19 protein-coding genes are annotated in these 22,335 nt (G+C 36.1%); 12 read left to right on the top strand and 7 right to left on the bottom strand.

The window, feature by feature from the left end; translation table 11 throughout:
• Positions 1-3: 3 nt before the first annotated feature.
• Complete coding sequence (locus MM213_RS17905) at positions 4-3,411, top strand: efflux RND transporter permease subunit (RefSeq protein WP_241414266.1); 3,408 nt, start codon at positions 4-6, stop codon at positions 3,409-3,411.
• Positions 3,412-3,506: 95 nt separating this feature from the next.
• Positions 3,507-4,007, top strand: coding sequence for a UpxY family transcription antiterminator (locus MM213_RS17910; RefSeq protein ID WP_241414267.1), 501 nt, complete (start codon positions 3,507-3,509; stop codon positions 4,005-4,007).
• Between the two features lie 157 nt (positions 4,008-4,164).
• On the opposite strand, the gene MM213_RS17915 is transcribed toward MM213_RS17910, so the two are convergent.
• The 6 genes from MM213_RS17915 to ligA all read right to left on the bottom strand — a co-directional run bounded on the left by MM213_RS17915 (position 4,165) and on the right by ligA (position 10,845).
• On the bottom strand, positions 4,165-4,872 hold the full coding sequence (locus tag MM213_RS17915; protein ID WP_241414268.1) for a DUF6089 family protein: 708 nt from the start codon (positions 4,870-4,872) through the stop codon (positions 4,165-4,167).
• Positions 4,873-5,030: 158 nt separating this feature from the next.
• Positions 5,031-5,222 carry an exodeoxyribonuclease VII small subunit gene (gene xseB, locus MM213_RS17920; protein WP_241414269.1) on the bottom strand — a complete coding sequence of 64 codons (192 nt, stop codon included), beginning with the start codon at positions 5,220-5,222 and terminating at the stop codon, positions 5,031-5,033.
• The gene (gene xseA / locus MM213_RS17925; RefSeq protein WP_241414270.1) at positions 5,209-6,528 is read right to left on the bottom strand and encodes an exodeoxyribonuclease VII large subunit; all 1,320 of its coding nucleotides are present in this window, start codon (positions 6,526-6,528) and stop codon (positions 5,209-5,211) included. The genes xseB and xseA overlap by 14 nt, the downstream gene beginning before the upstream one ends.
• 512 nt (positions 6,529-7,040) lie before the next feature.
• Positions 7,041-7,898, bottom strand: a complete 858-nt coding sequence (gene dapA / locus MM213_RS17930) for a 4-hydroxy-tetrahydrodipicolinate synthase (protein WP_241414271.1) — start codon at positions 7,896-7,898, stop codon at positions 7,041-7,043.
• Positions 7,892-8,386, bottom strand: a complete 495-nt coding sequence (locus MM213_RS17935) for a DUF6913 domain-containing protein (RefSeq protein ID WP_241414272.1) — start codon at positions 8,384-8,386, stop codon at positions 7,892-7,894. The genes dapA and MM213_RS17935 overlap by 7 nt, the downstream gene beginning before the upstream one ends.
• 2 nt (positions 8,387-8,388) lie before the next feature.
• The gene (gene ligA, locus MM213_RS17940; protein ID WP_241414273.1) at positions 8,389-10,845 is read right to left on the bottom strand and encodes an NAD-dependent DNA ligase LigA; all 2,457 of its coding nucleotides are present in this window, start codon (positions 10,843-10,845) and stop codon (positions 8,389-8,391) included.
• Positions 10,846-10,992: 147 nt separating this feature from the next.
• Here ligA and MM213_RS17945 point away from each other — a divergent pair, with 147 nt between their 5' ends.
• The 10 genes from MM213_RS17945 (at position 10,993) to MM213_RS17990 (ending at position 21,444) form a co-directional block, all read left to right on the top strand.
• Positions 10,993-11,625 carry a TetR/AcrR family transcriptional regulator gene (locus MM213_RS17945; RefSeq protein ID WP_241414274.1) on the top strand — a complete coding sequence of 211 codons (633 nt, stop codon included), beginning with the start codon at positions 10,993-10,995 and terminating at the stop codon, positions 11,623-11,625.
• A 54-nt stretch (positions 11,626-11,679) separates the two neighbouring features.
• On the top strand, positions 11,680-13,740 hold the full coding sequence (gene metG / locus MM213_RS17950) for a methionine--tRNA ligase (RefSeq protein WP_241414275.1): 2,061 nt from the start codon (positions 11,680-11,682) through the stop codon (positions 13,738-13,740).
• 585 nt (positions 13,741-14,325) lie between these two features.
• Positions 14,326-15,753: a circularly permuted type 2 ATP-grasp protein gene (locus MM213_RS17955; RefSeq protein ID WP_241414276.1), complete on the top strand. Its 1,428-nt coding sequence runs from the start codon at positions 14,326-14,328 to the stop codon at positions 15,751-15,753.
• A 9-nt stretch (positions 15,754-15,762) separates the two neighbouring features.
• A complete protein-coding gene (locus MM213_RS17960; protein ID WP_241414277.1) occupies positions 15,763-16,740 on the top strand; it encodes an alpha-E domain-containing protein in 978 nt (325 codons plus the stop codon).
• Complete coding sequence (locus MM213_RS17965; RefSeq protein WP_241414278.1) at positions 16,740-17,486, top strand: proteasome-type protease; 747 nt, start codon at positions 16,740-16,742, stop codon at positions 17,484-17,486. Before MM213_RS17960 ends, MM213_RS17965 begins: the two co-directional genes overlap by 1 nt.
• A complete protein-coding gene (locus MM213_RS17970) occupies positions 17,483-18,328 on the top strand; it encodes a transglutaminase family protein (RefSeq protein ID WP_241414279.1) in 846 nt (281 codons plus the stop codon). The genes MM213_RS17965 and MM213_RS17970 overlap by 4 nt, the downstream gene beginning before the upstream one ends.
• Positions 18,329-18,771: 443 nt before the next feature.
• Complete coding sequence (locus MM213_RS17975) at positions 18,772-20,022, top strand: metallophosphoesterase (RefSeq protein ID WP_241414280.1); 1,251 nt, start codon at positions 18,772-18,774, stop codon at positions 20,020-20,022.
• Between the two features lie 22 nt (positions 20,023-20,044).
• The gene (locus tag MM213_RS17980; RefSeq protein WP_241414281.1) at positions 20,045-20,455 is read left to right on the top strand and encodes a DUF4174 domain-containing protein; all 411 of its coding nucleotides are present in this window, start codon (positions 20,045-20,047) and stop codon (positions 20,453-20,455) included.
• 135 nt (positions 20,456-20,590) lie between these two features.
• The gene (locus tag MM213_RS17985) at positions 20,591-20,818 is read left to right on the top strand and encodes a hypothetical protein (protein WP_241414282.1); all 228 of its coding nucleotides are present in this window, start codon (positions 20,591-20,593) and stop codon (positions 20,816-20,818) included.
• A gap of 80 nt (positions 20,819-20,898) precedes the next feature.
• Positions 20,899-21,444 carry a methyltransferase domain-containing protein gene (locus tag MM213_RS17990; protein ID WP_241414283.1) on the top strand — a complete coding sequence of 182 codons (546 nt, stop codon included), beginning with the start codon at positions 20,899-20,901 and terminating at the stop codon, positions 21,442-21,444.
• A 12-nt stretch (positions 21,445-21,456) separates the two neighbouring features.
• Here MM213_RS17990 and MM213_RS17995 read toward each other — a convergent pair whose 3' ends face one another.
• Entirely contained in the window at positions 21,457-22,329 is an 873-nt protein-coding gene (locus MM213_RS17995; RefSeq protein ID WP_241414284.1) for a TraB/GumN family protein, read from the bottom strand.
• Positions 22,330-22,335: the final 6 nt, after the last annotated feature.

Genomic DNA, 22,335 nt, shown 5'->3' on the forward strand with positions numbered 1-22,335 from the left:
CTTATGTCGAATCAAGAAGAAAAGAAAAAAGAAGTCACGAGGCAGTTTGGGATTAGTTCCCTTTCTGTAGATAATCAGACTTCCATAGTCATATTGGTTTTTATTATCAGTGTTTTGGGATTGATGGCATACAAAACGATGCCTAAGGAAAGCTTTCCCGAAATTGTAATTCCGACTGTATATGTCGGTACAGCCTATCCTGGAAACTCTCCTGTGGATATGGAAAACCTGATCACAAGGCCAATAGAAAAAGAATTAAAAGGTATCAACAACATTAAGGTCATCAAATCGACCTCTGTTCAAGATTTCTCATCGATAGTGGTTGAGTTTAATCCTGGTGTAGAAATTTCTAAGGCGATTCAAGATGTAAAAGATGCTGTGGACAAATCAAAAAGCGAATTGCCAAATGATTTGGATAGAGATCCTGATGTGATTGAAATCAATACATCTGATTTTCCGATTATGAATGTGAATATTTCGGGGAATTATACACAAGAGGAATTGAAGAAATTCGGGGAATATTTGGAGGATGAAATAGAGAAACTTCCAGAAATCTCTAAAGCAGAGCTGCGTGGTACGATAGAGAGAGAAATCAGGATAGATGCAGATATTTTCAAGATGGAAGCTCTTGGGGTTTCTTTTTCGGATATTTCTGATGCTGTAAGTCAAGAAAATATCACAATTTCTGGGGGAAATGTACTTGCGGGAGATTTTAGAAGAGCCTTGAGAATTACGGGAGAATTCAAGAAAGCAGAAGAAATCCTAGATATCATTATTAAGACTGAAAATAATAGAATTGTCTATCTAAGAGATGTAGCTGAAGTTGAGGATACTTTTGAAGAAAGAACAAGTTATGCCAGAAGCAAAAAGCTTCCTGTCGTAACCATCAATGTAGTGAAGCGAAGTGGTGAAAACTTACTTGATGCCTCTGACAAGATCAAGGACTTGCTCGAAAAAGCAAAAGCCAATAGATTCCCAAGTGATCTTCAGATAGATATTACAAACGATCAGTCCAAAGATACAAGAGCTCAAGTAAATGACTTAGAAAACAGTATCATCTTTGGTGTAATCTTGGTAATCTTGGTTTTGATGTTTTTCCTTGGGTTTAGAAATGCATTGTTTGTAGGGATTGCAATTCCACTTTCTATGTTTATTTCTTTCCTTATACTGAATGCATTTGGGATCACTTTGAACTTGATGGTATTGTTTGCATTGATTCTTGCTCTGGGGATGTTGGTAGATAACGGAATCGTGGTAGTAGAGAACATCTACCGATTGATGCAAGAAGGAAAATCACCTGTAATGGCAGCGAAAGAAGGAGTGGGAGAGGTTGCATGGCCAATTATCACTTCCACGGCAACTACATTGGCTGCATTTCTTCCTTTGGCATTTTGGGATGATATCATTGGTGAATTCATGAAATACTTGCCAATCACCTTGATCATTGTGTTGTCTTCATCACTCTTCGTAGCCTTGGTGGTCAATCCTGTATTGACATCTTTGTTTATGAAAATCCAAGATTTGGATACTGTGAAATCCAAGAAGAGGCCATTGTTGATCGCTTTAGCTTTGATGGTCATAGCCATTCTATCTTATATGTTTGGCTGGATAGCTATGGGCAATATTTCCATGTTGGCAGCTATTTTGACTGTTTTCAACGTTTTCGTGTTGAGAAATGCTATCAAATGGTTTCAAAATGTATTCTTGGTAAAGCTTGAAAATATCTACGAATCTACATTGACATTCGCCTTGAATGGCTGGAAACCATACTTCTTTTTTGGAGGTATTTCCCTGCTTTTGGTATTGTCTATAGCCTTGTTGATCATTAGGTCACCGAAAGTATTATTCTTCCCAGACAATGAACCTGCGTTGGTGAATGTTTTTGTGGAAAATCCTATTGGAACGGATACCGAGGCTACAAATAGTTTTGTGCTGTCAATGGAAGATGAATTGATGGCTGTGTTGGAACCTTATGATCACATTATTGAGTCGGTGATTACGCAAGTAGGTGAAGGTACAGGTGATGAGTCTGAAGGGCCAAGCATAGCAAATACGCCTCATAAAGCAAAGATCACAATTAGTTTTGTGGAAATGCAGTATAGACAAGGGATCAATACCAATCAAGTGATGGAAGAGATCCGGGATCTGGTAGAAAAATATCCAGGTGTATTGTTTACAGTAGATAAACAAAGAAATGGTCCTCCAGTAGGGAAAGCTGTAAACATTGAGGTTAGTGGTGAAGAGTTCGAAGAGCTTATAGCTTACGTAGGTGAGTTTCGGGAGTATTTGATTTCTGCGAATATCCCAGGTATTGAAGAATTAAAAACTGACTTGGAATTAGGGAGTCCTGAGGTAGTTTTGAATATAGATAGAGAAAAAGCAAGAAGGTTTGGACTTTCTACATCATCTATAGCCAACGAATTGAGAACTGCGCTTTTCGGACTGGAAGTATCCAAATTCAAAGATGGAGAAGATGACTTCCCTATTCAATTGAGGTTGAAGGATGAATACAGATATGACCTTTCTTCCTTGATCAACAAAAAGATCAATTTCAGGGATAAGTTTGGCAATCAGAAGGAGGTTCCGATTTCAGCTGTAGCCACTTTGGAATATGGTTCTACCTATGGATCGGTGAAAAGAAAAGACTTGAACAAAGTGATTTCCATATTCTCAAATGTTACAGACGGATATAATCCAACTGAAATCAATGACAGATTGAAAGAGCTCGCTGCAAATTACAATACTCCTGATGGAATCACTGTGAAATTTACAGGAGAACAAGAGGAACAGGAAAAATCAACTGCATTCTTGATGAGAGCTTTGTTTATTGCTGTATCAGTGATATTCTTGATCATAGTTGCTCAGTTCAATTCAGTGACTACACCATTTATCATCATGGCTTCAGTAGTCTTGAGTACCATTGGTGTATTCTTAGGATTAGTAATCTTCAATATGGATTTTGTTGTTATTATGACTGGTATTGGGATTATTTCCCTAGCTGGTGTGGTTGTGAATAATGCCATTGTCTTGATAGATTATACCAACTTAGTAAGGCAGAGGAGAAGGGAAGAGTTAGGTATGGCAGATGATGAATATTTGCCTATAGAAGATTTATTGAACAGTATTATCCAAGGAGGAAAAACAAGGTTGAGACCTGTTTTGCTTACAGCGATTACCACGGTACTTGGTTTGATACCATTAGCTATAGGAATGAACATTAATTTTGCCACCATGTTGTCGGAATTTGACCCGCAATTTTACATTGGTGGGGATAATGCGACTTTCTGGGGGCCAATGGCTTGGACCGTAATATTTGGACTAACCTTTGCTACCTTTTTGACGTTAGTGATTGTACCTGTCATGTATTTACTGGCAGACAAATTAAACATGCTTTTCCGTAGATTGAAATAGCATGATTAATAAAGGTTGGTGGTTTTAAATGTTTAAACCCTTGGGATATTATCTCAAGGGTTTTTAATTTTGTATTTTTGAAGCAAATAAGATTTATGACAGAATTAAACTGGTTTGTGCTTTACACAACCTCAAGAGCTGAGAAAAAAGTAGCTCAAAGACTTGAAGAAAAAGGTTTGGAGGTATTCTTACCTATGATTGAGGAACTGAGACAGTGGAGTGATAGAAAGAAAAAGGTAAAAAAAGCTCTTTTCAATGGTTATTTGTTTGTCAAAACTAGGAAAACAGAGTTTTGGGATGTTCTTCAGGTACCAGGAGCGGTTAAGTTTGTGAATTTCTCAGGTGAGCATGCTATAGTTAGAGAAGTAGAGATCAACGCTATCAAACGAATCCTTGAGACTGGTGTGGCTGTAGAAACTGACAATTCTGAAATTGAGCCAGGCGAAAAAGTTTCCATTATCGGAGGGGCTTTGGAAGGTATGTCTGGAGAATGTGTAAATAAAGCCAATAAGGACTATTTCATTATCAGAATCCCAGGAATCAATCAAAATCTATTAGTAAATATCCCAAGAAAGTATCTGTTGCAAAGCTCTTGAAAACCCAAGAGAATATGCTAGTTGATCAAAAAAATAAACTTTCTGAAAATACAATAATAAGTTTCTAATTTTGCTATTAGAATTTACCAATCAAATTGGAAAAATTCTTTCCTAGAAAACCCTGTGTAGCAACCAAAACCTTACAGGTTAATTCTATTTACCATAGTTTTGATGGTTTTAAGTATCTTTTTAACATAACTTGAACCTGCCAAAGGTGATCGTCAAGTCTGTTGAAATTTTCATTTCCATCAATATTGTCAGAAAAGCTAAATAGGAGTGACCCTTCCAGCATAATATCAGTTTTATCATTTAGCTTGTAAGAAATCCCTGCTCTTCCTGGGATATACATAGTCACCGTTTTATGGTCTTCCACTATTCGATTCTCATACTCTAGATCTACTTTTGACATCAAGATACCAAGGCCTAGTCCCCCATAAATATTAAACCCAGTCCTTAGGTAAGCATGGTCAGCCGGGAAAACATTGAAAACAGGCATGATATCCAAGTAATTGACTCTCCCACTAAAATTATATGCTGAAGATCTAGATTCCCACATTTCTAAAATTGTAGCATTTGTAGATTTTAGTCCTTCTATTTGTTGGTGTCCAATATTTGCTCGTAAATCAAAGCTACGATTCAATTTTTTGCTGTAAGCCGCAGATATGGACGGGTTCAATTTGAACTTTAATTTACTATATATTCCCCCATTGTCAGCATAGATGAAAGAAGGCCCTGCCCCGATAATGATAGAATGTTCTACTGGAACTTTGTACTCATAAAAACTCTGTCCTTTTCCTTCCTCTGATACAAGAATCAACACGAATATTATCAATAGAGGCCAATATGTCTTTTGAGTGATAAACATTTTTTGGTAGTTTTATTAAATTATTAAAAATCGATTTAACCTTTTTTAACAAATTGCTTGCCAGATTTTATTCTAGAGAGGATAGAATCGTAGTATAAATTAAAGTTTGATTTAGTTATATTTTTAATTTGGTTCAGTCTAAGCAATATTGACATTCTTTAATCCTCAAATGCTTTATTGATTTCTTCTTCTGTCATCCTCAATTTAGATTTACAATGTTTCACCAAAGTGGCAGCTTCTTTTACCAAAGATGAAAGTTTATCTATTCCTTCTTCTCCCGTTTCCAATTTTTCTACAATTTGTTCTATTCTTTTTAATGCGTTGTCGTAGCTTAAATTATTGGTTTCCATTTTGTTCTATTTTTGTAATTGTGCTTTTTATTTTTTGGATTCGGCTAAAAGTTATCATTTCCATTCCTTCCATTGGTTCAGATTTATGGATTGGTTTCCCGTCAATTTCTGATCGGGTATATCCTTTTTCCAAAAAGGTCATGGGATTCAGATTCTGAATTGTTTTTTCTAACGAATATATATTCTTTTCTTCATTTTGCAGCCTTATTTTCGAGTCTTTTTTGATAATCGATTCAAAGTTTTGAACTTTATAAGTCTCTAATTTAAGTGCGTTGGAAGTTGTTTGAAATATATTTTTTTTCTTCTGCTCCAATGCTTCGAATGATCGATTTATGCTTTGATTACTTGCATTTTTTATTCTTGTTTCAGATTCTGTCAATCTACGATCTTCCCAAGCAAGCCTTTGTGAGACATTCCTTTCTATTTTCTTGAGATAAGTCAGGAGATTTTCTTCAAAATCCAGAAATCCGGACAAAATAAATTCAGCTGCTGCAGTAGGTGTTTTTACTTTAGTATGCGCCACGAGGTCAGCGATAGTTTCATCTCTTTCGTGACCTATTCCCGTAATGATAGGCAGGGGAAATTTTGCTATTGCCAATGCCAATTGATAATCATCAAAGCAATCTAAATCCATCTGTGCGCCTCCTCCTCTTATGATAACGACCATGTCAAAACCAATATCTTGCGATTCTTCCTCAATTTGTTCGAGGGCATTTATCATGGTTTTGGGTGCTTCTGTCCCTTGGAGTGTTGCTTGAAAGAGTTTGAAATGAACCTGATAGCCATATCGGTTGGATTGTAATTGCTGTACAAAATCACCATACCCAGCAGCTGATTGACTACTGATGACAGCTACTCTTTGTGGGACTGAAGGGAGTTCAAATCTTTTGTTCAAAGCCATCATTCCTTCTGAAGTCAATCTATCGATTATTTCCTGTCGGATTCGAGCCCTCTCGCCCAAAGTAAAATTAGGATCGACATCTTTGATAGTCAGGCTCATCCCATAGAGTTCGTGGAAAGTGACTGTCGCCAAAGCCAGAATCTTCATACCTGCACGAATTTCTTGACCTGTAGTAGTTTTGAATTTTCCCGATACAGTACGAAAAGTATATTGCCAAATATTGGCTCTGATTTTTGCTTTTACTTGGTTTCCATTTTTTTCAACCAATTCCAAATATGCATGTCCCTGAGGAGCAAGTTTCAATTCTCCGATTTCAGCAACTACCCAATAGCTAGGTGATAGGTTGTTTTCCAAAGAATCCCTGATAATATTATTTAGTTCTAAAAGTGAAACTGCTTGTTGCATATTTGAAATTTAAAGAAATATGATTATCCGCAATCATGCCACTAATCAATTAAACGATTGTTTTTTGGCAAACTGATACTAATAGATATTGGATATTTATTGATATTGGTTCGAAATCACAGGTTAATTCAATTATTTAGATTCTACTGGTATGAAAAGGGATATACATTTAAACAAATATTAATAATGATACATTAAAATCGTAACACTTTCATTCTCTATAGAAAGTTTGTTCAATAGAAACTGTACAACCTTGCGGATACTTAAATACTTTTTTATAATTATCCTATTTCTTGTATGTAGCCAAACAATAGATTGTGAGACGAGCAATTTCAAGTTAAGTTGACTACGTCTCGGCGCACAAGTGTGGGCTGTCGTCAGTTGACGAGCATCCGCATATTGTAATGCCTCTTCATACCCAACGTGCAAAATTGCGGATACTCTTATACCTTTTTAAACCTTCGGGGTATTTTCATACCCCAAAGTTATTTTTTGATTCTAGCTCTTGATTTTTATAGTACCATTGCGGCTTGTATCTTTTCTCTCAGTTTATCAGAGGCTTCTACTAATGGAAGTCTCACAGCTTCTTTACATATACCTAATTCCTTCAATAAATACTTCAATCCTACAGGATTACTTTCTTCATACATTAATGGATTTAAGGAAAGAAGTTTGAAAGTAGCTTTTTTTGAATCTTCCAAATTGCCATGGCAGATTGTTTTGAATATAGCAGGATATGCATTTGCTAAAACTGAAATCACTCCAGAACCTCCAACTGCACGGAGAGCTGTAGTCATCATATCATCTCCGGAAATCATCAAGAAATCCGAAGGCATATTTGCAACGATCTGCATGCACTGCTCCATGTTCCCACTTGCTTCTTTCATCGCTATGATATTTGGATGATTTGCCAAAGTCAATGTAGTCGATGCCGTCATGTTTGTAACAGTCCTGCCGGGTACATTGTAAAGAATCACTGGAATCGGGCTAGCATCTGCAATAGCTGTGTAATGAGCAATGATTCCTGCTTGGGAAGGTTTGTTGTAATAGGGGCATACAGAAAGAATCGCATCAACATTTGAAAGATCGGTTTGCTTTATTTCTTCAAGTACAGAGTAAGTATTATTTCCACCTAAGCCGTATACTATTGGCAACCTTCCAGAATTGATATCAATGGAAGCTTTCAGAACCTGTTTTTTCTCTTCTTTAGTCATAGTTGCAGATTCTCCTGTTGTGCCCTGCACTACCAAATAATCAGCTCCTCCAGCTATCACATGATTGATCAATTTCTCTAATCCTCCAAAATCAATAGAGTGATCTTCATTCATAGGCGTGACCAACGCAACTCCCGTTCCAAGTAAGTTTAACATGCTTCTTTTACTTTAATGAAATAGTCCAATAAATCTTGGATATTTTCTTTTAAATTTTTGTCTTCATTGTTGAGCATCAAGTCTAAATAAGATCGGTTTTGAGGTGAATAGAAACCGATTTTTGATGCAGATTTCGAATGCAGCAGCAAATAAAGCAAATAAGGACTAAGGTTTAAAGTTGGAACCAATATAAAATCTGTTTTTTTTTCAAGAAAGCTTTTAACTTTCGTATTTGGTTTGCCCCAAAGGCTGAAGTCCTGAGAAGAGATCCCGTTATCTATATCATTTTTGGAATTGTAAAATCCTGATACTTCAACTGATTTTCCAAACATATTAAAAATAACTTCTTTGCTTTCCAAAAGCTCTTCCTGAGTATTTGTTAGAATCCCAACGGATCTTACAACCTCTGGAAATGCAGGGTTTTCTCTTTTAAGGTGAATTTTCTTTTTGAAACCTCTTGTGATAAATTGTCTCTTTAAAATCTCCATACTCAAATCTCTTTTCCCATCATTTTCATAAAATCTTCTTCTGATATCAATTTTACACCAAGTTTTTCTGCTTTCTCTTTTTTGCTTGGCCCCATATCCTCGCCTTCGATTATGAAATCAAGACTTTTAGAAACGGATTTTACATATTGACCGCCATTTGCTTCAATGAAGTCAATAATTTCATCTCTCTTGAAATGGTTCAATTTTCCAGATGCAAGAATTTTTTTACCTTCTAGCTTATTGCTTTCCAAGGATCTCTCTATTTCCTCAATCTCAAAATTCAAACCTTGGGCCTTCAATCTATCAATGATTTGGATATTTTCCTCTTCTGAGAAAAACTCTTTAAGGCTATTGACCAAAGTCTCACCGACTCCATTTACCTCCAATAGGGCTTCTGAACTTGCATTCTTCAAATTGTCAATGTTTTTGAAGGATCTTGCCAAAATCTGGGCAGTGTTCTCACCAATGTTTCTAATCCCCAAAGCAAAGAGCACTCGTTCGAAACTTTGTTCTTTTGATGCCTTGATCCCTTCAATCATATTTGTGATTACACCTTCTTGAAAAGTGTTTGCTTTAAGCTTTTTAATTCGATCTTCCTGTTCTTTGCTTAAGTCCAAGTTGAGTTTCAAAAGGATTCCATGCACTGTGCTTTCATGGATTGCTACTTCTTTTAGACGACTGATTCCTGCTTTTTTCCCAACCAAAAGCGAAAGGACCAAAGGCAATGGTAGAAACTCTTCTACTTTGGGAAAAGGATATGATTGAAGCAATCCTTCTAGTAATTGAATCGTCCCTACATTTTGTGCAATTTTCTTTTTGCTTTCACGGATGTATGTAAGAAAATTTTTGAGAGTTTCTTCCAGTGCATTTTCTATGTTTTCTTCCAAAAACTTACCGATAGCAGACAATGAAATTCCCTCAGTCAATGCGAAAAGCGCCTTGTGAAGGGAAATGTAAAGCATGCCCTCGTCAGTTTTCTGATATTGGTCTTGATTCATTTCCAATCCAAGGAGTTCATCACTTTTGGATTCCAAGTCATAGATGTCGGCAAAATTTGAAATATATCCTTGATCGATCAATGCCCTGATTCTTTCGGTGCCCATGGAGTCAATGTCCATTGCTCTCTTGTGAACAAAATGTTCGATTCTTCCCAACAATTGAGGAGGACAACTTTGGGTGTTTGGGCAATAGTGCTTTGCTTCGCTTTCTCTTCTGATCAATTCTGTCCCACATTCCGGACAATGGGCAATGTATTGAATTGGTTTAGCTTCAGAATTTCTTTTTTCTATCGAAACTGCAGTGATTTTAGGAATGATTTCTCCTCCTTTTTCCACAAAAACATAATCCCCTTCGTACAGTCCCAACCTTTCTATTTCATTTGCATTGTGTAAAGAGGCTCTTTTCACGGTGGTCCCAGCGAGCTGCACGGGTGCAAGATTTGCTACTGGCGTGATTGCCCCAGTTCTGCCAACTTGATAGGTAATCGATAGTAGTTGACTTTCTGCACTCTCTGCTTGGTATTTGTATGCAATCGCCCATCGGGGAATTTTTGCCGTGAATCCCAATTCTTCTCTTTGGTCATAATCATTTACCTTTAACACTACTCCGTCTGTGTCAAGGGGCAAGCTATGTCTTTTTTCTCTCCATTCTTCAATGTATTGTAGGACTTCTTTGATAGAATCACATTTTTTGTAAGTAGGAGAGACGTTAAACCCCCATTTTTCCAACAAAGCCATAGCACTGTCATGCTGATTGACTTCCGTTTCATTTGTGATCAACTGATAAAAGTAGCAGTTCAACCTTCTTTTGGCTACAATGCTGCTGTCCTGCATTTTGACAGTTCCTGAAGCTGCATTCCTTGGGTTTGCAAGCAGTGGATCACCATTTTCTGCACGTTCATTATTTATTTTCTCAAACTCTTTTCTTGGCAGGAATATTTCACCTCGAACTTCAAACTTTGCAGGAATGTCTTGATCAGTAAAAAATATAGGTATGTTTCTGATTGTTCTGATGTTTTCGGTGACTACATCGCCTTTTGTTCCATCCCCTCGCGTGACAGCTCTCACAAGCTTACCATTTTCATATACTAGACTGATTGCCACCCCGTCGAACTTGAGTTCACAGAAGTATTCAAAATTTCTATGCTCCAAGCCTTTGGCTACTCTTTCATCAAATGCCAAAAGTTCTTCTTCAGAGTAAGTATTCCCCAAAGAGAGCATCCTTGTTTCATGCGATGCAGTTTCAAACTCCTTCGTGATAGTTCCTCCTACTCGCTGACTAGGACTCTGTTCGGTGAGGAATTCAGGAAAGTCTGTTTCAAGTTGGATCAATTCCTCAAGCAATTTGTCAAATTCATAATCAGAGATTTCAGAATAGTCTTCTTGATAATACTGATGATTATAATAGTTGATTTGTTTAGTTAATTCAGCAATTCTAGCTTCTGCTTGCGATGGAGTCATTGAGTTTTTGCTAATTTTTTGAAATAATGCCAAAGACCAAAATTAAGCTATGGCAGTGAAAGCACAAAGCTTTTCAAAAGGACTAAGTTTGGAAAATGGGCAGGTAAATTAATCGGATTGTATATATTTGCTCCCTAGTCCACAAAAATGAGCAAAAAAACTGAAATAGAAGCCAAAATCTTAGATCGAGCTTATAAGCTTTTCTTGAAGCAGGGTTATAAGAATACAACAATGGATGATATCGCCCAGGACTTGTCTATGAGCAAGAAGACCCTCTATAAATATTTCCCGGGTAAGCTAGAATTGCTGGCAGCTTCTTTTGATTTATTAAAAAATACCCTATCAATTAAAGTTCAATCTCTTTTTGCCAACAAGCATATTCCCTATACTGTCAAATTGAAATCTTTCCTTACGATAGTAGCGCGCGATTTGGCTCCGATCAATCCAGAGTTGTTGGAGGATTTGAGAGACCATGCGCCAGATATCTGGTCAGAATTGCAAGAGTATATTCGAGATTCTGCATATCTAAGGTTTCAAAAATTGATCGAAGAAGGAATAGAAAAGGGATTTGTCTCTGCAAAAATGAACAAGACAATGATTGTGCTTATCTATGCTTCAGCCATTCAGAGCTTGATTGATCCCAAATTTTTGTCTCAATTTCCAAAGGAAATGCGTAACGAAATGAATCTGAGTACTTCTGAGATTTTCGATCAGGCAATTCAGATTATTTATCAAGGAATACTGACAGACGAAGCTAGAGAAGAGTTTCAAAAGGCTTGATATATCCCAGATTTTCTCAAACAAAACTTTCCAAAAAAGCTATCTTTGTACCATATGAATAATAAAGACTTTAAAAGATATACAGTTACTTCTGCTTTGCCTTATGCCAATGGCCCACTTCACATAGGTCACATGGCTGGTTGTTATATTCCATCCGATATTTATGTTAGATACCTTCGGTCTATGGGGAGAGATGTGGCTTATGTTTGCGGTTCTGATGAACATGGAGTGGCGATTACCATCAAAGCCAAAAAGGAGGGGATTACGCCACAGGAAGTCGTGGACAGATATCATGAAATGATGAAAGGGAGCTTTGAAGCTTTCGGAATTAGTTTTGACCATTATTCAAGAACTTCTGCAAAAATCCATCACGAAACAGCTTCTGCATTTTTCAAGGATCTTTATGAAAAAGGTGAATTCTTGGAACAATCCACAGAGCAGTATTTTGATGAAGAAGCAGGGCAGTTCTTGGCTGACAGATATATCGAAGGCACTTGTCCTAAGTGTGGACATGATGGGGCATATGGTGATCAGTGCGAAAAATGTGGAAGTTCTTTGAGTCCTACAGACTTGATCAATCCAAAATCGAAGCTAAGTGGGAACACACCTGTCTTGAAAGAGACTAAACATTGGTTTCTGGATTTGGCCAGATATACTGAATTTTTACAAAAATGGATTCTTGTTGATCATAAGGATGATTGGAAGAATAACGTACTTGGGCAATGTCGCTCTTGGTTGGAAGCGGGTGATGGATTGCAGGCAAGGTCCATGACTAGGGATTTGGACTGGGGAATACCAGTTCCTGTAGAAGGTGCTGATGGAAAAGTGCTTTATGTTTGGTTTGATGCACCTATTGGCTATATCTCTTCTACTAAAGAGTGGGCAAATGAAAAAGGCAAAGACTGGGAGCCATATTGGAAAGATAAAGAGACCAAGTTGGTGCACTTTATCGGAAAAGATAATATTGTATTCCATTGTATTATTTTCCCTGCTATTCTAAAAACGCATGGTGAGTATATCCTTCCTGAGAATGTACCTGCAAATGAATTTTTGAACTTGGAAGGTGAGAAGATTTCAACTTCCAGAAATTGGGCGGTATGGTTGCATGAATATTTGGAGGAATTTCCAGGTAAACAAGATGTCTTACGCTATGTATTGACAGCAAATGCTCCAGAGACAAAAGATAATGACTTTACTTGGAAGGATTTTCAGGGAAGAAATAATTCAGAGTTGGTAGCTGTGTATGGTAATTTTGTGAACAGGGCTGTCGTACTTACCCATAAGTTCTTTGGAGGAGTTGTTCCTGCCAAATCTGATTTGTCTCCATATGATGAAGAGGTTTTGGAGGCAATGAAGGCATTTCCGGATAAAATTGCGGCTTCAATAGAAAGATATAGGTTTAGAGAGGCACTTTCTTTTGTAATGGATTTTGCAAGATTGGGTAATAAATACTTGGCAGATACGGAGCCTTGGAAAACGATAAAAGACGACAAAGATCGTACAGGAACAATCTTGAATATTGCTTTGAACATTGCCTCAAACTTAGCTGTGGTTGCAGAACCCTTTTTGCCATTTACTTCGGAGAAAATATTCAATATGTTCAACTTAACAGGTTTGAACTGGAAGAATGCAGGAGAGTTTGATTTGCTTAAAGCTGGTGTTAGTATTAATCCAGCGGCATTGTTGTTCGAAAAAATCGAAGACAATGTAGTAGAAGCACAGGTAAATAAATTGTTGGAAGCCAAAAAGAAGAATGAATTGGAAAATACAGCTGTAACTCCAGAAAAAGAAACAATTACTTACGATGACTTTGCCAAGTTGGATATGCGTGTAGTTACGGTGCTTACGGCAGAGCCAATGCCCAAATCCAAGAAACTCTTGAAATTGACTGTAGATACAGGCTTAGGAAAAAGGACTGTTTTGAGTGGAGTAGCGGAGTTTTTCAAACCAGAAGATTTGATAGGTCAGCAAGTCACGATGTTGATCAACCTAGCACCACGCAAGATGATGGGGGTAGATTCTGAAGGAATGATTCTCATGGCAGAAGATAAAGACGGTAGTTTGAGATTGTTAAAGCCAGGTACAAATACAGCCAATGGTTCGATGATAAGTTAAAAAGAAGATAATACTCACTTAAAAAAAGATTGCTGATTCATTTTGGCAATCTTTTTTTGTTTTGCCATTGCTTCATTTTAAGTATTTCATTATTGATTTTCTTTTTACAAAAGAGGAACAATAGTTAGTTTTTATAAATGGTATTTTCATTAAAGATAACCGATCTAGATGAATATTTCAGATAGAAAAAAAGAGATTTTTTAGAGTTAATATTGAGCTGCCTAAGTTCAAAATTATGATTTTCTATGTCTTGACCTGAGGTCTTAATTAATGTCAAAATTTTGTATTTTCATGTCATTTAATGCTAATTATTTGATTTTTTTTACAGTGTTTTAATAAAGTGGTTAATAATTTACCTCAATTATTTTTTATTTATGTTTTTTTGATAAAAAGTAGTTTGAATTTTAACTATTGAAAATAATTTTGATGAGTTAACTTGTTAAAAGTCAAGATTCTGCATTTTCAAAACTTGGAGAAAAAAAGTATAACTGTAAAAAATCTATATTTGAAAAGCTCTTTTTTTGTATTATCAATAAATTTTACCTAGATTAAAGATCAGATTTTTAACCTATTAAACAAAATTTTATGGAAACGAGTAAATACCAAATCAATGGTAATTTTGACGAAATGTTCGGTCAAGATGGTGTATGCCGAGCACATTATAATTCTTTTTTGAGTTTGGTCAAAAAGACAAGTCCCAAGAAGATGTCTCAATTGCAGTTTTCTGCAAACAAGACCCAGATTGCAATGGGGATGACTTTTAATGTCTATCATGACAATCAAGGAACGGAGAAGATATTGCATTTGGATATTGTACCGCGGATTATCCCAAATTCAGAATGGCAATTATTGGAAGCTGGATTGAAACAAAGGATACATGCATTGAATCTTTTTTTACAAGATATTTACAATGAAAGAAAGATCCTCAAAGATGGAATAGTACCTGAAGATTTGATCCTGAAGAGTAAGGATTATTTAGAACCTTGTATTGGTCTGACCCCTCCAAAGGGAATTTGGTGTCATATCACGGGTACTGACCTTGTAAGGGATAAAAATGGCGAGTATTATATCCTAGAAGACAATCTTAGATGTCCATCTGGAGTGTCCTACATGCTAGAAAGTAGGGAAATCATCAAAAGAGCTTATCCTGAGCTTTTCAATTCTATGGGTGTGATGCCAGTATCAGATTATCCAGCAAAATTGCTCAAAATGCTTCAATTTCTATCCAACAAAGAAAAGCCTGTTGTGGGAGTTTTGACACCTGGTATTTATAATTCAGCATACTTTGAGCACTCATATTTAGCGCTGCAAATGGGAGTAGAGTTGGTATCAGGAGTCGATTTGGTGACCAAAAATAGTAAAGTCTATATGCAGACTACCAAAGGTCTCCAGCAAATTGATGTTTTGTATAGAAGAATTGATGATACATTTATGGATCCATTGACATTCAATCCAGATTCGATGCTTGGGGTTCCAGGGATTTTTGAAGCTTACAAAGCTGGCAACATAGCTTTTGCAAACGCTCCGGGGACAGGTGTTGCTGATGATAAAGCCGTGTATGCTTATGTGCCTAGAATCATCAAGTATTACTTAAATGAAGAACCTATATTAAACAATGTACCAACTTACTTGTGTAGGGAAGAAGAAGATAGGAAATATGTCTTGGAAAATATCCATAACCTGGTAGTAAAAGAAACCAATGCAGCAGGAGGCTATGGGATGCTAATCGGCCCAAAAGCTGATGAAGCTGAACATGAAAAATTCAGAAATTTGATAAGAAATAATCCAAACAATTATATAGCTCAGCCTACGCTTTCATTGTCAACTGTGCCGACGCTGACCGATGAAGGATTGGAAGGACGCCACGTAGATCTCAGACCATACATATTATATGGTGAAGAGATCGAAGTGATTCCTGGTGCACTCACGAGGGTCGCACTCAAAAAAGGTTCATTGGTAGTCAACAGCTCCCAAGGTGGGGGTAGTAAAGATACATGGGTTTTATATAATTAATTAAGAAGTATGTTAAGTAGAGTAGCAAATTCAATATATTGGTTGGGTAGATATTTGGAGAGAGCAGAAAACTATGCCCGATTTATAGATGTAAACATCAACCTATCGATGGACTTACCTCCTGATATGAACGAGCAGTGGGAGCCCCTTGTGCTAGCGACAGGAGATCACGAACTTTTCAAAACAAAAAACTTAAAGTTTGATAGAAAAAATGTCATTCATTTCTTGACCTTTGATTCTGAAAATCTGAATTCTATTATCTCTTCGATTACTTTTGCAAGGGAAAATGCAAGGATAATTAGAGAGAATTTGACCAAAGAAACTTGGGAAAAGTTGAATGAACTTTATCATTTTGTGCAAAAAAAATCCACAAAAAAAGAATGGAAGGCTGAAGATTTAAGAGAGTTTTTCGAATCCGTAAAAAATCAAGTTTTATTGCTTTATGGGCTTGCAGAAAGTACAGTGGCAAGGACTGAAGGGTGGCATTTCAGACAATTGGGAATGTATCTCGAAAGGGCAGACAAGACAAGCCGAATTCTTGATGTAAAGTACCATATCATTCTACCTTCTCCTACTATGATAGGTACTCCATTGGATTTTTTGCACTGGACAGCCCTTTTGAAATCAGTGACCGCATTCAATACATATAGGAGGATTTACGGGAATATAGATTCTTCAAATGTAGTAGAGTTTTTGGTTCTCAATAAGTATTTCCCTAGGTCTATGTTTTATTGTCTGGTAGAAGCTGAAAAGTGTCTACAAAAGATATCAGGAGAAGGTAGTTCGGGGTATAGAAATAGCGCAGAGAAAGCGATGGGTGAATTAAGATCCAAATTGGAATTTGATGATGTCTCGGATGTGATCAATTCTGGGCTTCATGAGTACTTAGATGATATGCAGTTGAAGATTAATAAAATATCAAATGAGATAGATCGGAATTTCTTTCAAATAAAGCATAACTTTGTATCTCAAATTAACGAACAATAATGACATTTTGCTTAGGAATTAAAACAAAATATGGTATTGTGGGACTTTCTGATACAAGGATTACTTCCGGCAGTGAGACGACCACTTCTAAAAAAGTATATACTGTCAATAAGAAAAAGCATTCATTTTTTATCATGACCTCAGGCTTACGTTCGGTTAGGGATAAAGCCATCACATATTTTTCTGAAATTATAGAAGATAGGGATGATAAATTCAACAAGCTTTACAAAGCAGTAAATGAATTTGGAGATCAGATAAAGCGTGTTGCAAAAGAAGATAAAGAACATTTGGAGTCAGCAGGATTGTCTTTCAATCTGTTTTCGATCATCGGTGGACAGCTTGAAGAAGATAAATCCCCAAAACTCTATCTACTTTATCCTCAAGGAAACTGGATAGAAATCAGAAGAGGGACACCATTTGTAATCATTGGTAATTCAGGAGGTGGCAATCCAGTCTTAAAACGCTCCTTGACTTATGATGAGCCTTTGGATTATGCTTTGAAATGCGCTTTCCTTTCATTTGATGCGACAAGAATTTCAGCGAATGATGTGGATTTTCCAATTGATACTGTTGTTTTGGAAAATGATACCTACAACATCATTGAGAAAAGGTTTAGTCAACAAGAACTTCAGCATATTTCTGAATTTTGGAATGGTAGGCTAAGAGAAGCTATCAAAGAGTTGCCTGCTGATGTATTGAAGAAAGCATTTGAAAAAGACATGCCTATTCCAGATGTAATAGTATGATACTGCTCGTAGATCATTTGTCGAAGTATTCGTATGATGAAAAAGTAAGTCTAAATCCCCATAGTTTATTGTTGATTCCTCAGCAGAGAAGTTACATCAAGGTTCTTGAATCAGAGTTGCTCATTGCTCCAACTCCGATGGGGAAAAACGAAAGAATCAATGCAGAAGGGAATCCTTATTTTCAAGTTTGGTTCAGTGAGACAACAGCAAGTCTTCAAGTCCAATCAAAACTTAAGTTGGAAATTACTGCTTTTAATCCATATGGTTTTATACTTCAAAGTGGATTGATTTATCCTTTCGATTACTTTGTTTATCCAGATGAGTTATTGCCTGCTTTGCATTTGTATAGACAGGTTGAAGATGATCATGATGAACTCCTTACTTGTATCAATAATGCAAAAAGTGCTTCAAGAGATCATATTTCTTTTTTGGCAGCACTGGTAGCGGATGTTCATAAGGATTGGAAACACATTATCAGGGAAGAAGAAGGTTTGATGACCGTGCAAGAGATGTTTGAAAGTCAAAAAGGCTCTTGTAGAGATCTCTCTTGGCTTTTGATGCAGATGCTTAGGAAAGTTGGAATGGCAGCCAGGTTTGTAAGTGGTTATGCTTTCAATCCCGAATTGGCAGAAGGGCATGAGCTTCATGCTTGGGTGGAAGTCTTTTTACCAGGAGCTGGGTGGGTAGGGTTAGACCCCAGCTTGGGTTTACTTTCTGATCAAAATTATATCCCACTAGCTTGTAGTTACCATCCTTTAAATACTTTGCCTGTCTATGGGACTTTTGGTGGTAAAGGAAAGTCAAGATTGTTTTCTGAAGTGATCATCAAACAATTAGATTAATTATTTCGCTTCTGAATTTTGCCACGAAGAAATTTCAGAAGCGATTTTGCTTTTTAAAAGTGGTGAGGTAAATGTTAGTTTCTTAAGTCTAAAAGAAATGTTTTTAAAGCTATTGACCCTTAGTTGTTTATTGGTTTTCTGTTTTAGCTTAGTTTGAATCCTTAAGCTCCTTTGTCAATTTTAAAAAAAAGTCTATGTATGTGTTTTTATGTGCATCTAATTGTTCAATATAAATTAAGCTGAACTATTTTTGTTGTATTCCTGTATAAATCAATGTGATTGCCCACAAGTATTCCTATTGAATAATATGAAGGTTTTCTATATTGGAAAATCGATATTTGATTTTCAGGTCATGTTGGTGTAGTTGAAAAACATGATTATTGGACTTCATGGCTTTTAGAATAAAAAAGGGTATCCAAAACCATAAAATATAAAGTGAACACATGAATCAAATTGGAGGTTTAATTTTCTTAATTGCAGTTTTTTTATTTTCCACTTTTCTTAATTGGTATGTTTTTCAGTCATTGAAAACCTTGATTGCTGATTTGGAATCTATAAAAGTCAGAAATTTTTCCTTCACAGTGTACTGGGTTGTTTTCACAGGTATCACATTTTGGGTGGTCTTTACGTTTTACAGTATTTTCAAAGCAGGAGAGATAAGCACTGAACATCAGCAAGTTTTGAATGTATTCCTAACACTCATTGTAACTCAATTGGTTTGTGTGATTTTTCTGTTTGGGGAAGATATTGTTAGAAATTTTCAAGCTGGTTTATCTTATATTTTGAATGGTAAAGAAGCAACAACATTTCCTTCTAGGGTAAAATGGTTGAGTATAGTTGCATTAACAGTTTCTTTGGTTCCATTGACGAGTTTTGTATATGGAATCACCAAGGGCAAATACAATTTTACAGTCCATAAAGAAACCCTATATTTTGACGATTTACCAGAAGCTTTTGATGGTTTTACGATCACTCAAATCTCTGATATTCATGCAGGCAGTTTCAAGAATTATGAAGCTGTCAGGAAGGGAGTAGATCTTGCTATGGCTCAAAACTCTGATTTATTTGTGTTTACTGGAGACTTGGTCAATCATTATGCAGAAGAGATAGAGCCCATGCTATCAATTTTCAAGGAAATCAAAGCTCCTTATGGCCAATTTTCGATTATTGGGAACCATGACTATGGGGATTATGGGAGTTGGGATTCCCCAGAAGAAAAGGTAGCTAATTTTAAGAAATTCAAAGATCAACACAAAAGATTGGGCTATAGGTTATTGTTGGATGAAAATGTAAAAATCCAGAAAGATGGTCAAGAAATTACATTGGTAGGAGTAGAGAATTGGGGAGTTGGCTTTCAGTCCAAAGGAGATTTGGAAAAGGCTTTGGAAGGGACAAGCAAAGAAGAATTTAAGGTTCTCTTATCGCACGATCCTTCACATTGGGATCGAGAAGTGAAGCGTAACTCTAATAAAATACATCTTACTCTTTCTGGTCATACACATGGAATGCAGTTTGGAATAGAAACACCTATTCTAAAATGGAGCCCAGTACAATATAGATATCCGAATTGGGCAGGTTTGGTGGAAGAGTCAGGAAGGTATCTGTATGTAAATAGAGGCTTTGGTTTTCATGCATTTTCTGGGAGGGTAGGGATTTGGCCAGAAATTACAGTGATTGAGCTAAGAAAGAAGTGAAATTATTTTAAACAATAAGGTTATGGGTATGTTAATGTTGTGTTTTTTGATGTTTGAAATTGAGAAACAAGATACAATTGTGGACTTAGATCAATTGAAATGGAAAAATAGGATCGTACTTTTTTTTCCTAAAGAAAAGGAATTTGATTATGATTTTACAGACAGTCTATTAGTTGAAATTAAGGATCGTAAGATTGTTTACATAATTTTTAATGAAGAAATTGAATCTAATCGAGAAGTTAATATTTCTGACAAATATTTGAATGAATTAACGTCCAAATACAAAATGGGGTCCAGGAAAGATTGTTGGATTTTAATAGGATTGGACGGAGGTGTAAAGTTGAAAGAAGAATCAAAGCCAGATTGGAGGTTGATTTTGCAGACAGTCGATACTATGCCAATGAGAATTAGGGAAACGCGAAATAATCTGTAAAAATAATTTTAAATTTATATAACTATTTCTTCAAAATATAGTACAAAATATTTTTTTTATTAAAAAATACCTACTAGTAGGTATTTTTTTAGGGTGTACGAAGATGTACATTTGATATGATTACCAACTTTAATTATGAAATTCTTTTATTTAAGTTCGAATTGTGAGGAGAATGGGTTTTATTTTATTCATGAAAGAGATTGTCCCAAGATTCCAGATCCAGTGGAAAGAGACTATTTAGGGCCATTTAATAATGGAGATGAAGCTTTAAGAAGAGCTTTGACAATCAACCCCAAAGCTAAAAAATGCCAATCATGCTGCCTCAAAAAAGTCACTTCGGTTCTAACGAAAAGTGATGAATAATTTAGCATTCATATAATTTGGAATAAAACATAGTCGTTAAAACAAAAATTCTATCATCCTTTTGCCTACTATGTTTAAACATGAAGTTTAGTATATTTCTATTTTTGTTACAAGTTGTAATAGCAAACAGCGCTTTTTGTCAAGGTTCAGAAAGTGATTTGGCTAATGTAGTTCCCTATGTGACTACTCCTCAATCCGTCGTAAATGAAATGATGAAATTGGCTGATTTATCAAAAGATGATGTTCTATTTGATTTGGGTTCAGGAGATGGTAGGATTCCAATTGCCGCTGCCAAATATTTTGGAGCTAGGGCAGTAGGAGTAGAGCTTGATTCAGAATTGGTAATGTTAGCCGATTCCTTAGCAAGTCAAGAAGGAGTGTCAGATTTAGTTTATTTTATTCAAGGAGATTTATTTGCAGTTGATTTTAGCGAAGCAACAGTATTGGTTTTATATCTTTGGCCAGACCTTAATCTCAAACTTCGGCCGAAAATCCAAAAAATGAAATCAGGGACAAAAATTATCACCCATAATTATGATGTGGGTGACTGGGATCCTGATGAGACAATCACTATCGAAGGAGAAGATGGTAGAATCCACAAGCTTTTTTTGTGGATATTGAAATAAGATTTGTATTTCTTAATCAACTGCCTTAACAGTATATCCAGCATCTCGCAACAACTGAATCACACCAGTGTCTGAACCAAGATGACCTGATCCAACTGCTATGAATGCGGTGTTCTCTTTTATGAGCTGTTCTATTCTCGGAATCCAAGCTCTATTTCTATCTTCCAAAAGCAAATTACCATATTCGCTAAATAACTCGCTTTTCGTGATCAAGTCATATAGTGTATCGATATCCTCACTTAAATACGCTTCAACTAATTCTTTAAATTCATCCATGCCTCGATCTTCTTCCAACATCATTTTTCCAAGTTCATCTATTTGCAGTTTCATCGGAATCTTATCAAATATCTCCATCTGCGATTTAGCAGTTTCCAAACCATCTACTTTTAAATCCAAAGTTTTGGATTTTTCTATAAAATGATTTTCATAGCTAATTTGGTTGTCACAAGGCAAGCTCTTCATCAAGACCATAGAAGATAAAACAAATGGCTTCAAAATACCCAATTGGTCTAAACCTGCACCATAATTCTCTTTTAGAAACTCATCCAAAGCGGCAGCTTGAGCTTCTTCGAATTGTCCTTTTATATTTTCAAAGTTGGGATTCATAGACAGTTGTTGTAACTGTCCCATCTGCTCTTGATCTGTCATGTCAAATTCCAGTACCAAAAGCTTCGACGAATCTAAGGCTGATTCGATTTTTTCATTCATCAGAAATTGATCTTCGCAGATGATATGAATGGTACCAAAAAGGTATGAATCTTCCTGAAGCCCATTTCCGCTTATTTTCCAAAGAAGAGACTTTTTCTCTATTTCAGAAGCAAAAAGTACGGATACACTAAGAAATAGATAAAAGCATGTAATAAGTGGTTTGACGATTTTTTTCATAGGGTT

It is taken from the genome of Belliella alkalica (assembly GCF_022549785.1).
In the GTDB taxonomy this organism is placed as follows: Bacteria; Bacteroidota; Bacteroidia; order Cytophagales; family Cyclobacteriaceae; genus Belliella; species Belliella alkalica.

Bases quoted from the DNA above. Each gene is read 5' to 3' on its own strand.
- MM213_RS17945 (WP_241414274.1), top strand. From the start codon at position 10,993: ATGAGCAAAAAAACTGAAATAGAAGCCAAAATCTTAGATCGAGCTTAT.
- MM213_RS17990 (WP_241414283.1), top strand. From the start codon at position 20,899: ATGAAGTTTAGTATATTTCTATTTTTGTTACAAGTTGTAATAGCAAAC.
- MM213_RS17980 (WP_241414281.1), top strand. From the start codon at position 20,045: ATGGGTATGTTAATGTTGTGTTTTTTGATGTTTGAAATTGAGAAACAA.
- metG (WP_241414275.1), top strand. From the start codon at position 11,680: ATGAATAATAAAGACTTTAAAAGATATACAGTTACTTCTGCTTTGCCT.
- xseB (WP_241414269.1), bottom strand. From the start codon at position 5,222: ATGGAAACCAATAATTTAAGCTACGACAACGCATTAAAAAGAATAGAA.
- MM213_RS17965 (WP_241414278.1), top strand. From the start codon at position 16,740: ATGACATTTTGCTTAGGAATTAAAACAAAATATGGTATTGTGGGACTT.
- MM213_RS17960 (WP_241414277.1), top strand. From the start codon at position 15,763: ATGTTAAGTAGAGTAGCAAATTCAATATATTGGTTGGGTAGATATTTG.
- MM213_RS17915 (WP_241414268.1), bottom strand. From the start codon at position 4,872: ATGTTTATCACTCAAAAGACATATTGGCCTCTATTGATAATATTCGTG.
- MM213_RS17955 (WP_241414276.1), top strand. From the start codon at position 14,326: ATGGAAACGAGTAAATACCAAATCAATGGTAATTTTGACGAAATGTTC.
- MM213_RS17935 (WP_241414272.1), bottom strand. From the start codon at position 8,386: ATGGAGATTTTAAAGAGACAATTTATCACAAGAGGTTTCAAAAAGAAA.
- MM213_RS17970 (WP_241414279.1), top strand. From the start codon at position 17,483: ATGATACTGCTCGTAGATCATTTGTCGAAGTATTCGTATGATGAAAAA.
- MM213_RS17995 (WP_241414284.1), bottom strand. From the start codon at position 22,329: ATGAAAAAAATCGTCAAACCACTTATTACATGCTTTTATCTATTTCTT.
- MM213_RS17905 (WP_241414266.1), top strand. From the start codon at position 4: ATGTCGAATCAAGAAGAAAAGAAAAAAGAAGTCACGAGGCAGTTTGGG.
- xseA (WP_241414270.1), bottom strand. From the start codon at position 6,528: ATGCAACAAGCAGTTTCACTTTTAGAACTAAATAATATTATCAGGGAT.
- dapA (WP_241414271.1), bottom strand. From the start codon at position 7,898: ATGTTAAACTTACTTGGAACGGGAGTTGCGTTGGTCACGCCTATGAAT.
- MM213_RS17975 (WP_241414280.1), top strand. From the start codon at position 18,772: ATGAATCAAATTGGAGGTTTAATTTTCTTAATTGCAGTTTTTTTATTT.
- MM213_RS17910 (WP_241414267.1), top strand. From the start codon at position 3,507: ATGACAGAATTAAACTGGTTTGTGCTTTACACAACCTCAAGAGCTGAG.
- ligA (WP_241414273.1), bottom strand. From the start codon at position 10,845: ATGACTCCATCGCAAGCAGAAGCTAGAATTGCTGAATTAACTAAACAA.
- MM213_RS17985 (WP_241414282.1), top strand. From the start codon at position 20,591: ATGAAATTCTTTTATTTAAGTTCGAATTGTGAGGAGAATGGGTTTTAT.